The following is a 13,688-nucleotide window of genomic DNA, read 5'->3' as shown; positions in this document are numbered from 1 at the left end:
ATATGACCATTGAGATACAAGTAGCCCAAAAGGAGCATGCACTCTACGCAGATGATATCTGTCATTTGATTTATACGTCCGCTATGGCACGGGGCACGGGCATTGCCAAAAGAACACCAGAATACATCATCGATAAAATCGAAAACGGTAAAGCTATTATTGCTTTGGATGGGATTCGATTGGTAGGTTTTTCTTATATTGAGACTTTTAGTAATAACCGTTTTGTTACTAATTCTGGTCTTGTTGTGCATCCAGAGTATCGAAATCAGGGCATTGCACGTCGCATTAAAAAACGCATATTTGAACTAGCACGCAAATTATACCCACAAGCTAAGATTATTAGCATAACAACTGGACTTGCAGTTATGAAGATGAACACTGAGCTAGGTTTTAAGCCAGTGACATTTTCTGAGCTACCTGCTGACGAAGAATTTTGGAGGGGCTGTTCTGGCTGTAGAAACTATGACATACTACAGCGCAACAATAATAAGATGTGTCTCTGTACAGGTTTACTATTTGATCCTATGACCAAACCAAAAGGTGTAGTTAAATCAGTGAGCACATTTACTAGAAAATTTGTCCCTATAGCAAAGGGCATACTTAAAAAGGATAGACTATGATTCAAGTTTCAATTGCGGGTGGTACGGGTTATACAGCTGGAGAGCTATTACGCTTGCTTTTGCGTCATCCGCGAGTAGAGATTAAATCTGTATCATCAAATTCATGTGCTGGAGAGAGAGTTGATTCAGTGCATCGCGATTTATTAGGCGAGACCGATTTGAAATTTACGCGTGAAGTTGGAGATGCGGACGTTTTGTTTTTGTGTCTTGGGCATGGTTTATCGCAAGAGTTTTTGTACACACACTCTATTTCTCAGGATTGTCGCATTATTGATTTGGGAAATGATTTTCGTAATAAGCCTCGTTTTGATGATCGATTATTTGTATATGGCATCACAGAGTTAAATAGAGACCGAATCCGTAAATCTCATAGTGTGGCTAACCCAGGATGTTTAGCTACAGCAATTATTTTAGCTATGGCTCCTTTAGCAGCTCGTGGTTTATTAGTGGATGACATGCATGCTCATACTGTGACGGGTTCTACTGGTGCGGGTCGTATGCTTTCAGATTACACACACTACAGTTATCGTGAGTCGAATGTGACTATTTATAAGAATTTCGAGCATCAACATATTGAAGAAATTATGGGTGCATTGAGTGCCGTGGCGGTTGATGGGGCTGATGCTAGGGACGTTACTGATAGTGCGGGCGTCGGTTCGTCTGTGAGCGGTGTCGCGGGGGCATTGCCAGCATTGCAATGGGTGCCTATGAGGGGACCATTCACACGAGGTATTATGGCCAGTGTTTATACGAAATGGCATGGGTCGATGTCTGAAGGTGATTTGATACAGCACTTTGCAGATTTTTATGAGAGCAGTGCATTTGTACATGTTTCTGATAAACAGGTGAGCCTTAAGGAGGTGGTAAATACGAACAAATGTTTGTTGCATGTGGAATTTCACAATGGATACGTGCATGTAACTTCTGTTCTTGATAATTTGCTTAAAGGTGCATCAGGCCAAGCTGTGCAAAATATGAATGTGATGTGCAAAATTGATGAGGTGCTTGGTTTGCAGCTTAAGGGTTCGGCTTTTTAGTTTTTTTTGAGTGCGATAGAGAGTGGGTCTAAGTAATTTGTGGTGATAAGTTGAAGCTATTTGATGTTTATTCCTTGATTCCTGTTTGTCCAGTGCGTGCTTTGGGTTCACGCATTTGGGACTCTGAAGGTTGCGAATATTTGGATTTTTACGGAGGTCACGCTGTAATTTCTATTGGCCATTCGCATCCTCGTTATGTGGAAGCTATTTCTGAACAAGTTTCTAAGCTAGGGTTTTATTCAAACTCTGTACAGAATCCACTGCAGGAAGAGCTTGCACGTAAATTAGGCGAGGTTAGCGGCTATGAGGACTATTCGCTATTTTTATGTAATAGCGGTGCCGAAGCAAATGAAAACGCATTAAAGCTTGCATCTTTTCATACAGGTCGATCGAAGGTGATAGCTATGAGCGAAGCGTTTCACGGACGTACTTCAGGAGCTGTGGCCATCACGGATAATCCGAGCATTCAGTCGCCTTTTAATTCTAAGCATGAAGTTGAGTTTGTTCCAAGAGATAATCTAGATCAACTTGAAGAAGTCCTTAAAAAAAATGATGTGGCCGCTGTAATCATGGAAGCCATACAAGGAGTTTCAGGAATACACGAAATAAGTTATGAATATATGAGAAGTGCCCGCGAATTGTGTGATCAATATGGAGCACTTCTAATCCTTGATGAAATTCAAAGTGGTTACGGAAGAACGGGCAAGTTTTTTTATCACGCATTTGCTGGTGTACATCCCGATTTGATTACAGTGGCAAAGGGTATGGGCAATGGTTTTCCGATAGGTGGCGTTTTAATTAGCCCTAATATCAAAGCCTCCAAAGGCTTATTAGGCACGACTTTTGGCGGAAATCATCTCGCTTGTGCTACCGCTATTGCGGTTCTCGATGTGATAGTAGAAGATGAATTAATTCATAATGCCACTCGCATGGGGGAGTATCTCATCAGTGCATTTCAACAAATGGGGCAGTTTCAGATTCGCGGTTGTGGATTAATGATAGGCATGGAGTTTGATTTCAACATTGCCACATTACGTAATGACTTACTCCAAAAGCACCACATATTCACTGGCAATGCAAAGAGCAATATTTTGCGATTATTGCCACCTTTATGTGTTACGCAAGAGGATTGCGACAAGCTAATTTTAGCCATTCGAGATTGTTTGGGAAATTAGTTTATGCTTAAACTATCTATAATTAAAATAGGTGGCAATGTTATTAATAACCCTTCAGAGCTTGACGATTTTCTTGATAAGTTTTCGTGCATAGATGGTCCTAAGATTTTAGTTCACGGTGGCGGAGTATTGGCTACTGAACTGGCACAGAGTCTTGGTATAGAAACTGAGATGATTGGTGGTCGTCGTGTTACATCTAAAGAGATGTTGCGTGTCGCAGTTATGACTTATGCGGGTTGGATTAATAAAACTATAGTGGCTAAGTTGCAAGCCAAAGGCACTAATGCGATAGGTCTATGTGGTGCGGATGGTGGGATAATTCGTACTCAAAGGCGTGAATCTAAGCCTGTCGATTATGGTTTTGTAGGTGATTTGACACCTGATTCAATTAATCATGAGCCCTTAATAAAAATGCTTGAGACCAAATTTGTCCCTGTAATATCGGCTATAACGCACGATGGCAATGGTCAACTTTTGAATACGAACGCAGATACGATAGCAGGGGGTATTGCCACAAAAATGGCTTCTAGTGCGGAGATAAAAACTAGGCTCGTTTTTTGTTTTGATAAAATCGGCGTGCTTAGAAATGTTCAAGATGACAGCACACTTATTGATCGTATGTCGCATTCTGATTATGAGCAACTTAAATCGAAAGAGGCGATTTACGATGGCATGATCCCAAAACTGGACAATGCTTTTCGAGCTATTGAAGCTGGTGTCAGCGAGGTAGTTATACAGCATTCTAGTAAAATAGGTAGTGACATCGGCACTGTACTGTACTGAAATGGAACAAGAGGAACTCTTTGATATCCCAAGCCCTTGCATAAATGTATGCCAGACTAATAATCGCGGATATTGCATGGGTTGTTATAGGTCGCGCGATGAGAGATTTCATTGGAATAGATTTACTAATCCGCAAAAACGTCGTGTAGTCATGCTGTGCAGGCAACGCAAATTACATGTTATCCGTGAGCATCTAGCCTCGATAAGGGTGGCCGAAGCTGATTTAGATAATTTGCCTCATAGTGGCAATGCCCTTCAATCCGAACTATTTTGAATTTATGCTGTTAGTAGTCTTTGTTGTGTAAAATTATTGATACGCTCGGTTGCCTGTTCTGCGTACGATTTCATGAGCTCACTTCCTATAAATTTTCTATTCATTTTCTTACAAACTAAACCTGTTGTCCCTGTACCCATAAATGGGTCGTAAACTATGTCGTTTTCCTTAGAAAAATTTATCAATATTGTTTCTACCAATTCTTCTGGAAAGACGGCTGAGTGGCCTTTGGTAAATTTATCTTTTGCCCCTCTTCTAATTTGCCAAATATCGTTTAGTGTGCCTCTTTCAAAATTAGCATTTTTGAATTGTCGGCTAATTGCATTTTCAGATTCAAATACAAGAATAAGTTCTGATTGCCTATTTAATACTCTCTCGGCCATAGCCGGCTGAGCAACTCCTTTATCCCATACGATTATGTCTTTTAATTGTTCGTTTAATTCTCCCATAATACGGAATATAGCACGCTTGCTTCCAGTGACAATTTGAACGTTATAGAAAACTAAATCCGAAACTCTAAGCAACTCCTTCAATACTGATAAGTGAAATTGGAAATATTCTTCGATAGGCATGTTGTCACTAAATCCAGAATATTTAGTACTAAATTCTTCAACTATTTGTCGCGAACAATAATTTCCATTTCTAATTCTTAAATTCATATTGTATGGAGGTGAGGTAATAACTAGATTTACACTTTTATCCTCCATACGTGACAAAGTGTCAAGACAACTTTCGTTATAAATTTTATTGAGTTCGATCATGTGGCAATGCTTACTTATAGGTAAGTGAAGATTTATCAAATCATTTTAACCTTATCACCATTGGAGAATGAATTGAAGTCAGCTTTTGATTTATATGTAATTGAAAAAATTAAAACATTGAGAAAAGAAAAAAATATTTCTCAATTAGCCTTAGCTCAAGGAATTGGTGTATCAGCAGGGTTTATAGGCCGCATTGAAAGCCCAAATCATAATGCTAAATATAATTTAGATCATATTAATAAGGTTTCAAAGTTTCTTCATGTAAGTCCTAGATTACTTTTACCTGAGGAGTCAATTTAATGAAATCAGCACCAAAAAGTTACCCAGAATTAGTACGGAAATTAAGAGAAATTAAAAATTTAGGGTGGGTTGAAAATACCAGGCCCTCTAATATACATGGCTCAATCGGTAACACTCTAGAAGACCTATTAGGTATAAAAGAAAACAATTTATCATTACCAGATTTTTTAGATTTTGAAATTAAGGCCCGTCGGTCCAATACTTCAAGTGTAGTTTCTTTGTTTAGTAAAGCAACAGCTAGGAGAGGTAACAGAAAGTTATTTAATAAATATAACCGCATAGATTCTAATGATGGAATATCACGTTTATATTGCTCTCTATATATGAATACCCCGTCTTTAATACATGGAAAATATTTATTCTCATTAAGTTTTGATGATTTTGCTAATCCTCAATTCATAAACGTAGAGGTTGAGGATACAGCTACTGGAGAAAAATTAAAAGAAGCTGAATGGTCCATTGAGTCACTTAAAAAAAGCACAGAAAAAAAACTTACTAATCTTGTGTTATGTACAGCTGACATTAAACAGAATTCCGATGGATTAGAATTAATTAATTACACTAATTTCAAATGCTATTTTGATTTTAGTTTTAACAAATTCATTAACGCTCTAAGAGATGGTCATATCCAAGTTGATTTTAGAATTGGTGCGGATCTTAACGGCAAAGCCGCTTTTAAATATCATGACCATGGAACGGGTTTTAGGATATCTTCAAGTAAGCTTGAAAAGCTATACGATAAATGGGACATCATTTAGAAGATCTTTTGATTTATTTGAAAATTCTTCTCTTTTTGCTTTTGCATATGTGTACCACAGAATATATCTTTGTGCGTAATGGTCCACGATTTTAGGTTCGCAGACCTTTAGAATCTTAGGAATTATAACTTCGTGATTTTGTGACATCTTGTACAACAAGTCACGCCAATAGTACCTATTTCCTCGGCTAATGATGTCATCGATAGCGACTAAGGTAAAATTTTTATGATTTAGGTGTCTATGTTTCACACTATCCTCGAAGTGCATTAATTCAAAATTACATATTACTAAAAGCTTCGTGGCAATCCCAATACGTGTTCAGCGATATAAGAATAAATTAAATTAGTTGATATTGGAGCTACTTGATATAGACGAGTTTCGCGGAATTTACGCTCAACATCATACTCATTTGCAAAGCCAAATCCACCGTGAAATTGTAGGCAACAGTTCGCCGCTTCCCAAGATGCATCCGCAGCAAGAAGTTTGGCCATATTCGCTTGAGCTCCCATCGGTTTATGTGCATCGAATAGGCGACTAGCTTCATAGCGCATTAAGCTTGCAGCTTCGATATTAATATATGCTTTGGCAATGGGAAACTGTACACCTTGATTTTGTCCAATAGGTCGACCGAAAACTTCACGTTCCTTAACATAAGAAGAAACTTTATCGATAAACCAATATCCGTCGCCAATACATTCCGCAGCAATCAATGTACGTTCTGCATTAAGTCCATCGAGAATGTATTTAAACCCCATGCCTTCTTCGCCTATTAAATTCTCCGCAGGAATTTCAAGATTATCGAAAAAGAGTTCATTGGTCTCGTGATTAACCATATTAGGAATTGGTTGTACAGTCATTCCAGAGGACATTGCCTCCTTAATATCTACTAGAAAAATAGACATGCCGTGCGACTTTTTTTCGCACTGTTCAATTGGTGTGGTGCGTGCTAGCAATATCATCAAATCGCTATGCTGAACACGGGAAATCCAAACCTTCTGCCCATTCACGATATATCGGTCGCCTTTACGAACAGCTGTAGTTTTAATTTTGGTCGTATCGGTTCCAGTTGTAGGCTCAGTCACGCCCATGGACTGCAAACGCAACTCTCCACTTGCAATCTTTGGAAGATATAAATGCTTTTGCTCCTCTGACCCATGTCTGAGCAATGTGCCCATGTTATACATTTGACCATGAACTGCACCAGAATTTCCGCCACATCTGTTTATCTCTTCCATGATTACAGTAGCTTCTGTAAGTGATAACCCAGATCCACCATACTTTTCTGGAATCAAGGCGGCAAGCCATCCAGCTTGAGTTAGAGTGTCCACAAACTCTTCAGGATAACCTCTCTCCTCATCCACACGACGAAAATAATCCGCCGAAAAATTTGACATCAAATCACGGATGCCCTCGCGTATATCCATATACGAATTTTCAGGTGTATGGGAGTTCAAAATACGTTCCTTTACTAATTGACAGAAATTCCATTATGTTACATATTCTATCTGTTGAAATAAAGTATGGAAATCGATAATGAAAGAAGATTTTTCTTCTTGGGTGGGCAATACCTCCTCCGTCACCCAAATCTTAGATTCAGTTCATGTTCATAAAATAGCAAGGGCTTTGGATGTTGACGTGCCTGAGGAGGGAGGGGCATTGCCATACTTATGGCATTGGTGTTTTTTTAATGAAATGGCACCATATGCAAATACTCGAAAGGACGGTCACGAAATAACGGGCGGATTTTTGCCCCCGCTTGAGGGTACGAATCGCATGTGGGCGGGAGGAGATGTTGAATTTCTGAAGCCTTTAATTGTCGGAAAAGAGGCGACTCGTAAATCGCGTGTATCAGATATTAAGTTTAAAGAAGGTACTACGGGGAAGCTGACTTTTGTCAGCGTTGAACATGAGGTGGTGCAGGATGGTGAAGTGGCTGTTAGAGAGCTACAAAATATTGTTTATCGCGAACCAACTCCTCCTAAGCTTTACGGAAAGGAGCATACGGGCAAGGGGGCATGGAGTACGGAAATATTGCCAACTCCAACTATGTTATTTAGATATTCAGCTGTCACTGCGAATAGTCATCGAATTCATTATGATGTGCCATATGCTACGAAGGAAGAAGGATACCCTGATTTAGTAGTACATGGACCTTTAACAGCAACTTTTGTTGTTCAGGGCTTTGAGCAGGCACACCCTGAGGTGCGTGTAACTAGGTATAAATACAGGGGTGTGCGTCCAATTATTTGCAATATTCCTTATAGGGTAGGTGGGGATTTTGATTTGCCTACAGAAGGAGGCTCTGCTACGTCTGTGTGTTGGGCCGAACAGGACGGGATTCTTGCGCATGAGGGCATGATTACTTATGAATCAAGGTAATATTCGCCCCTTGGATGGGGTATTGGTTCTTAGTTTTGAGCATGCGGTTGCGGCACCGTTTTGTACGCGATTGCTTGCAGATATGGGGGCTCGCGTTATTAAAGTTGAACGTCCTGGAGTGGGTGACTTTGCACGTGGCTATGACGATCGCATTAGGGGTATGTCCTCTCACTTTACGTGGATTAATCGCTCAAAAGAAAGTCTAACATTGGATTTAAAATCCCAAGAGGCTCAAGAGGTGCTTGAATGCTTGCTCCCAAAAGTGGACGTGTTAGTGCAGAATTTAGCACCAGGGGCAATAGGGCGACTTGGTCTATCGTATGATCAGTTGCGTAATCGTTACCCTCGATTGATTTGCTGTGATATTTCTGGGTATGGGATAGGTGGTCCATATGAGCAGAAAAAGGCTTATGATTTGCTTGTACAAAGTGAGAGCGGATTTTTATCAGTTACTGGCACGCCTGATGAAATGACTAAAGCAGGAGTTTCTATAGCGGATTCAAGCACAGGTTTCTTTGCATACTCAAACATTTTGGCAGCTTTAATGCTTCGTGATCGAATTGGAGAGGGCTCTCATATCGATATGTCCATGCTTGAGACTATGGTTGAGATGATGGGCTTTCCTTTGTATTATGCGTTTGATGGAGCTGAACCGCCTGCACGTGCTGGTGCTCATCATGCGACAATTTATCCATATGGTCCATTTCAAGTTGCAGATGATCAAACTGTGATGCTCGGTCTGCAGAACCAACGTGAGTGGGTGAGGTTTTGCGAGGAAGTTATCGAGGAGCCTGATATGGCTTACGATGAGAGATATGCTTCAAATAATCTGCGTCAGAAAAATCGCGAAGACCTTGATATAAGGATAAAGGGCAAATTGATTGCTATGAGCAAGGATGAGCTTATAGAACGCCTTGATAAATGCGGAATCGCAAATGCCTCTGTGAACGATATGCATGACGTATGGGAACACGAGCAACTAAAAGCTCGCAATCGTTGGAGAATGGTGAATACACCTGTGGGTGAGGTTGCGGCACCATTGCCACCAGGAGTTAATGATAAGTTCGAATACCGCATGGATCCTGTACCTGATTTAGGGCAGCACTCGGAAGCAATTTTGGAGGAGCTTGGATTTGCAAGCGATCGTATTAGCGAAATGAAATCTAAGGGTGTTATCTGATGGGTGCGATTATAAGAAGCGGACTGTTTGTGCCTGCGACCCGCACAGATAGAATTTCAAAGGCTGTTGCGACGGGTGCGGATATTGTAATTGTCGATTTGGAAGATGCCGTCGGTCCCTTGGATAAGGCTACGGCACGTGATGCTTTGGCTGATTATCTAGTAACTGATTCGGAGCAGAACCTATGCGTGCGTTTGAATAGCGATGACACTCAATGGCATGAGGAAGATTTGGCGTTATGCGAAAAGTTTAAGTTTAAACTATTTTGTGTGATGTTACCTAAAGTAGAGACCGCCGATCAGGTGCACGCTATTTATGAGCGGACAGGTTTACGTGTGATTACTTTGATAGAAACTGCTCGTGGGCTGGTGGCTTTGCGTGAAATTGCAAGTAGTTCTGGCACGTTGGCTATGTCCATCGGCGAGCTCGATCTTGGAATTTCGATGGGGTTACCTGTTACTGGCTCTGACGTGAAGATAGATGCGGGGCTTGAATTTTTAATGAAGCAGATTTACGCCGACCTTGCAATAGCAAGTAGCTGTGCGGGTATTCAAGGTCCATTAGCTTCTGTATACTCCGATTACAAAAACGTAGATGGTTATGCGTCTCGTTTGAAATTTGCTAAAGGCATGGGCTTCGCTGGTGGCTTGTGCATTCATCCGAAGCAAGTTGGGGTTGTAAAAGATGTGTTTGCCGTAGATCCAGAATTGCTCGCATGGGCACAGTCTGTGATGGATGCTGTGGTAGTGCACGGCGAGTCAGCTTTTAGTCTAGACGGGCAGATGGTTGATAAGCCAGTTATAGAGAGGGCTAAGAGGATATTGGGTCTCTGATTTGGGGTATAAAAATTATTTTAAATTCACCTTTAGCCAAATAAAATTAAATGTTAAGAATTCTATTTTTTCTTTCTTTTTATTTTCAATAATTCAGTCTCAGCTATAGTTTTACAGGATATTAAAAACTGGATGGATTACTTATTCATTGCCAGATACCGAAAAGGAAAATTTCTTACAAGCTGTAGAGAATTGGGACGCTTATAAAAGTAACTCTTGCGAGTTGTACAGCATGTCAACTGCAGAACAAGAGTCGTCAGTTAATTTGTATATCGTAGAGAAAAGTAGCAGTCTTTATAGCCTTTATGCGGGACTCATAAGTTCATTAGATAATAGCTATTCGCCAGCTCGTGATTTAGAAAATCATAACGGTGAATTTATTAATGAATATTTAATTAGTACCCTAAATTCATACATACCAATCCTAGGCATAGAATTGGGATTGTATACATCCTACACTAAAGATAAAATTCAAAAACTGTTCAGTGAGCTTATTGTTAAATGGAACCGCTCATATGAGACCCTTTGAAAATTTAGTAAAAATGCTAGTTGCTTGAAAAGTAGCAAATTATCGTTTAATCAAAACTTAAGGGCGTTGTATACAAAATTTAGAAACGAATTTATTGATAGCATTTCTGAAATTTATGAAAAGAACAAAACCGTGAAATTTTCTGATACTTCTGCTTATATAGAGGGCTTTAGCACAAAGAAGTTTAATGAGTACTTAATCACAAAAAATGAATACAAAAATGCAATTGAATATGAGCAAGCAAAAACTATATTTTTTCTAAGTATGATTGATATCAATTACGAAACACTTGGTAAAACAAATATGCGTATTGAACCCGATTTTAATTATTCCGCTTTCAAACAGGCAATAATCTTGTGGAATAAAATATCAACAAAATCATTTAATGAACGAAGACAATTAGCATGGCAAAAGTATCACAACGACTGGCTAAGGAATGTGTATTTTATGACTAAGAGAATGCTATTGCCAAAACTAGGTCTCTTATCACAATCGCCATGACACTGAAAAACATCATTGCCACCATATTTTGTTTACTCACAATTTCACTGAAAGGCATCGCAGCTCACGAAATACCCAATATCAGTGAAGTTGAAAATGTTTGTACTAAATTCTATTGGAAAGGTGAAGTAGACGATTGCTTTGCCACTAATTTAAAGAGTATTGAGAAAATTAGAGACCAAAAAATCCAGTACACTAAGTTAACAGAGACCACGAAAGGCAATATAAAAAAGTATTGGAGAGGGTTTAGTAAGAGGGGGTGCGAACTCGCAGTGCCATATTTGGATGAGATCGAAATAAAAGACTTAGAATTTGATCTGAATTTTATTACTTGCTTGTACGAACTTAATTATAGATTCGTAGAAAATCTAACCTACTTAGAGAAAACTCAAAATCAATTATCAAAAGAACTTGTTTATTCACAAAAGTTACAAATAAAAATTGCCATTTTGAAGAAGTATCTAAATTTGGTTGCCCATTATTCACAATCTGAAAGCAAAGAAAAACAATTTGATGAGGTGCTTTCTAGTTTCAATGAGCTTGAAAATACTATCTGTGCACATAACGAAAAAACAGGCGAATGTTTAGATTCATATCTGACCATGTTGGAATCTTATGTTGATATTATTTTGGATCATTACATTTCTTCGGTTTTTGTTGAGTTTCAAGTTCCAGATATTATTGGCTCGCCTTACGAGAATGCTCTCATATTTTTGGATGAGAGTAATTGCAAGGCAAATTCTGGTGCAGTGGACTTTCAAAATTGCGTAGAAGATAGTAATTCGAAAATTAAAGAAGTCTTAGATAAAAACTTAACTGAATTTATTGCCACTCATAATAAAGATGAGCAAAAAGTCGTAGAAACAATAATCGAAAAAAATAATTTATTTGGCAATGAGATCTGCCTTTTGTTAGCCGAAATTTATAATGGGCATAACCAAAAGGATACATTGGGTGCGACATGTCATTACCTAATGTCATATCATTCAAAAATTATTTTGGATGAGTTTTCTGACAAAAGTCATTCACAAGACCCAGGTTATCTCAAAAGATTAAATTCATTAAGGGAAAAATTGTCTTATGAAACAAGTCTTATAGAACTAAATCTAAAGGCACTTTCCATTAATGAAAGAGATAATTTTTCTAACTTAGATGCAAAGATGCATCAAATTCTAGATTCAATATCAGAAACTAGAGAATATGTGTGTGATCCAAATTCTTCCAATTGCAAATTACTAATAGAGGGTGTTATTAAAAACTGGATGGATTACTTATTCATTGCCACCACATATAAGGCATTTCATAATTTAGGTCTAGAAGAGCTAATAAATCCTTAACTGTTTGTTTTTAGTACAAAATCTGCCCTTTAATTATTGACTCATTGCCAAATACGTGTTAATTTAGTGGGCTTACTAGTAAATTTTACTAGTATGTTTTTTTATACCTATTTACTCATGAATGAGTAGGTCCTTAAATTTTAAAGGGCCGTCTTTATTTAAAGATTAATAACAATATTTAAAGGATAAGCATGCCTACTATCAATCAGTTAGTGCGTAAACCACGTGAAACTGCCGTTATGAAAAGTAAGAGCCCAGCTCTTGAAAACTGCCCACAACGTCGCGGTGTATGTACTCGTGTGTATACCACTACTCCAAGAAAACCAAACTCTGCTATGCGTAAGGTGGCTAAAGTTCGTCTTACTAATGGCTATGAAGTAATTTCATACATCGGCGGTGAAGGTCACAACCTTCAGGAGCACAGTGTTGTTCTAATCCGTGGTGGTCGTGTTAAAGACTTGCCAGGTGTACGTTATCACATTGTTCGTGGTGCTCTTGACCTTCAAGGCGTTAAAGACCGCAAACAAGCTCGCTCTAAATATGGTGCTAAAAAACCTAAAAAGTAATCATTTACTTATTTAGTTCATATTTGCTCTGTATCATAGTGCATTTTATAGTGCAGCCGCAGCTGCGTGAAATTTTCTGCGGTATGTAAGGGGTTGTCCTTGTTATTAGGCAACCATGGCCACGAAAGTGGTTCAACTGAAATTGACACAAAAAAGGAATTTTAATTATGCCTCGTCGTCGCGAAGTCCCAAAACGCGAAATTCTACCTGATCCAAAATTCGGAAGCGTAGAACTAGCTAAATTTATGAACGTTGTTATGCTTTCCGGTAAAAAAGCCGTTGCAGAGCGTATCGTATATGGTGCTCTTGATCAAATTCAATCAAAAACAGGTAAAGAGCCACTAGAAGTTTTTAATACTGCTATTAATAATGTAAAACCAATCGTTGAAGTTAAAAGCCGTCGTGTAGGTGGCGCTAACTATCAAGTACCTGTAGAAGTTCGTCCAGTTCGTCGCCTAGCTCTTGCAATGCGTTGGGTGCGTGAAGCTGCTAAGAAACGCGGTGAGAAATCTATGGACCTTCGCTTAGCAGGTGAACTAATTGATGCTTCTGAAGGTCGTGGTGCCGCTATGAAAAAACGCGAAGACACCCACCGTATGGCAGAAGCTAACAAAGCATTCTCACATTTCCGCTGGTAATCATAGGACCTATTTCA

Annotated in this window: 18 protein-coding genes; 15 read left to right on the top strand and 3 right to left on the bottom strand. The window is 39.0% G+C overall.

Translation table 11 applies throughout. The features are described from left to right. Nucleotides 1–2: 2 nt before the first annotated feature. From KUI_RS07885 to KUI_RS07865, 5 genes are read left to right on the top strand one after another with little or no spacing between them, the layout of a single operon-like run. Nucleotides 3–620: a GNAT family N-acetyltransferase gene (locus KUI_RS07885; RefSeq protein WP_013521778.1), complete on the top strand. Its 618-nt coding sequence runs from the start codon at nucleotides 3–5 to the stop codon at nucleotides 618–620. After that, nucleotides 617–1,657 carry an N-acetyl-gamma-glutamyl-phosphate reductase gene (argC, locus tag KUI_RS07880; RefSeq protein ID WP_014840671.1) on the top strand — a complete coding sequence of 347 codons (1,041 nt, stop codon included), beginning with the start codon at nucleotides 617–619 and terminating at the stop codon, nucleotides 1,655–1,657. Before KUI_RS07885 ends, argC begins: the two co-directional genes overlap by 4 nt. Before the next feature lie 50 nt (nucleotides 1,658–1,707). Further along, a complete protein-coding gene (locus tag KUI_RS07875; RefSeq protein ID WP_014840670.1) occupies nucleotides 1,708–2,832 on the top strand; it encodes an aspartate aminotransferase family protein in 1,125 nt (374 codons plus the stop codon). 3 nt (nucleotides 2,833–2,835) lie between these two features. Then, nucleotides 2,836–3,615, top strand: coding sequence for an acetylglutamate kinase (argB, locus tag KUI_RS07870; RefSeq protein WP_014840669.1), 780 nt, complete (start codon nucleotides 2,836–2,838; stop codon nucleotides 3,613–3,615). Between the two features lies 1 nt (nucleotide 3,616). After that, nucleotides 3,617–3,889 (top strand): DUF1289 domain-containing protein, encoded by a 273-nt coding sequence (locus tag KUI_RS07865; protein WP_014840668.1) that lies wholly within the window; start codon nucleotides 3,617–3,619, stop codon nucleotides 3,887–3,889. A 2-nt stretch (nucleotides 3,890–3,891) separates the two neighbouring features. On the opposite strand, the gene KUI_RS07860 is transcribed toward KUI_RS07865, so the two are convergent. Beyond that, nucleotides 3,892–4,650, bottom strand: coding sequence for a DNA-methyltransferase (locus KUI_RS07860; protein WP_013521773.1), 759 nt, complete (start codon nucleotides 4,648–4,650; stop codon nucleotides 3,892–3,894). A gap of 72 nt (nucleotides 4,651–4,722) precedes the next feature. Between KUI_RS07860 and KUI_RS07855 the strand changes: the two genes are divergently transcribed. Together KUI_RS07855 and KUI_RS07850 are read left to right on the top strand one after the other, a co-directional pair. After that, nucleotides 4,723–4,950 (top strand): helix-turn-helix domain-containing protein, encoded by a 228-nt coding sequence (locus tag KUI_RS07855; protein WP_014840667.1) that lies wholly within the window; start codon nucleotides 4,723–4,725, stop codon nucleotides 4,948–4,950. Then, entirely contained in the window at nucleotides 4,950–5,708 is a 759-nt protein-coding gene (locus tag KUI_RS07850; RefSeq protein WP_014840666.1) for an MvaI/BcnI family restriction endonuclease, read from the top strand. The genes KUI_RS07855 and KUI_RS07850 overlap by 1 nt, the downstream gene beginning before the upstream one ends. On the opposite strand, the gene KUI_RS08270 is transcribed toward KUI_RS07850, so the two are convergent. Together KUI_RS08270 and KUI_RS07840 are read right to left on the bottom strand one after the other, a co-directional pair. Then, complete coding sequence (locus tag KUI_RS08270; RefSeq protein WP_167536009.1) at nucleotides 5,682–5,957, bottom strand: hypothetical protein; 276 nt, start codon at nucleotides 5,955–5,957, stop codon at nucleotides 5,682–5,684. The two genes, KUI_RS07850 and KUI_RS08270, sit on opposite strands and share 27 nt — an antisense overlap. Before the next feature lie 38 nt (nucleotides 5,958–5,995). After that, nucleotides 5,996–7,132, bottom strand: a complete 1,137-nt coding sequence (locus KUI_RS07840) for an acyl-CoA dehydrogenase family protein (protein WP_014840664.1) — start codon at nucleotides 7,130–7,132, stop codon at nucleotides 5,996–5,998. A 109-nt stretch (nucleotides 7,133–7,241) separates the two neighbouring features. Here KUI_RS07840 and KUI_RS07835 point away from each other — a divergent pair, with 109 nt between their 5' ends. The 8 genes from KUI_RS07835 (at nucleotide 7,242) to rpsG (ending at nucleotide 13,671) form a co-directional block, all read left to right on the top strand. Then, nucleotides 7,242–8,087, top strand: coding sequence for an HTD2 family dehydratase (locus tag KUI_RS07835; RefSeq protein WP_013521768.1), 846 nt, complete (start codon nucleotides 7,242–7,244; stop codon nucleotides 8,085–8,087). Continuing rightward, entirely contained in the window at nucleotides 8,074–9,267 is a 1,194-nt protein-coding gene (locus tag KUI_RS07830; protein ID WP_014840663.1) for a CaiB/BaiF CoA transferase family protein, read from the top strand. Before KUI_RS07835 ends, KUI_RS07830 begins: the two co-directional genes overlap by 14 nt. After that, entirely contained in the window at nucleotides 9,267–10,100 is an 834-nt protein-coding gene (locus KUI_RS07825) for an HpcH/HpaI aldolase/citrate lyase family protein (protein WP_014840662.1), read from the top strand. The genes KUI_RS07830 and KUI_RS07825 overlap by 1 nt, the downstream gene beginning before the upstream one ends. 148 nt (nucleotides 10,101–10,248) lie before the next feature. Continuing rightward, complete coding sequence (locus KUI_RS07820) at nucleotides 10,249–10,629, top strand: hypothetical protein (RefSeq protein WP_014840661.1); 381 nt, start codon at nucleotides 10,249–10,251, stop codon at nucleotides 10,627–10,629. A gap of 66 nt (nucleotides 10,630–10,695) precedes the next feature. Next, nucleotides 10,696–11,130 (top strand): hypothetical protein, encoded by a 435-nt coding sequence (locus KUI_RS07815; protein ID WP_014840660.1) that lies wholly within the window; start codon nucleotides 10,696–10,698, stop codon nucleotides 11,128–11,130. After that, nucleotides 11,127–12,467, top strand: coding sequence for a hypothetical protein (locus KUI_RS07810; RefSeq protein WP_014840659.1), 1,341 nt, complete (start codon nucleotides 11,127–11,129; stop codon nucleotides 12,465–12,467). The genes KUI_RS07815 and KUI_RS07810 overlap by 4 nt, the downstream gene beginning before the upstream one ends. A 191-nt stretch (nucleotides 12,468–12,658) precedes the next feature. Continuing rightward, entirely contained in the window at nucleotides 12,659–13,033 is a 375-nt protein-coding gene (rpsL, locus tag KUI_RS07805; RefSeq protein ID WP_014840658.1) for a 30S ribosomal protein S12, read from the top strand. Nucleotides 13,034–13,200: 167 nt separating this feature from the next. Then, nucleotides 13,201–13,671: a 30S ribosomal protein S7 gene (gene rpsG, locus KUI_RS07800; RefSeq protein ID WP_013521762.1), complete on the top strand. Its 471-nt coding sequence runs from the start codon at nucleotides 13,201–13,203 to the stop codon at nucleotides 13,669–13,671. Nucleotides 13,672–13,688 lie beyond the last annotated feature (17 nt).

It is taken from the genome of Taylorella equigenitalis ATCC 35865 (genome assembly GCF_000276685.1).
GTDB classification, from domain to species: Bacteria; Pseudomonadota; Gammaproteobacteria; order Burkholderiales; family Burkholderiaceae_B; genus Taylorella; species Taylorella equigenitalis.
Note: the sequence above shows the minus strand (reverse complement) of the source record. Positions and strands in the feature narration are given on the sequence as shown.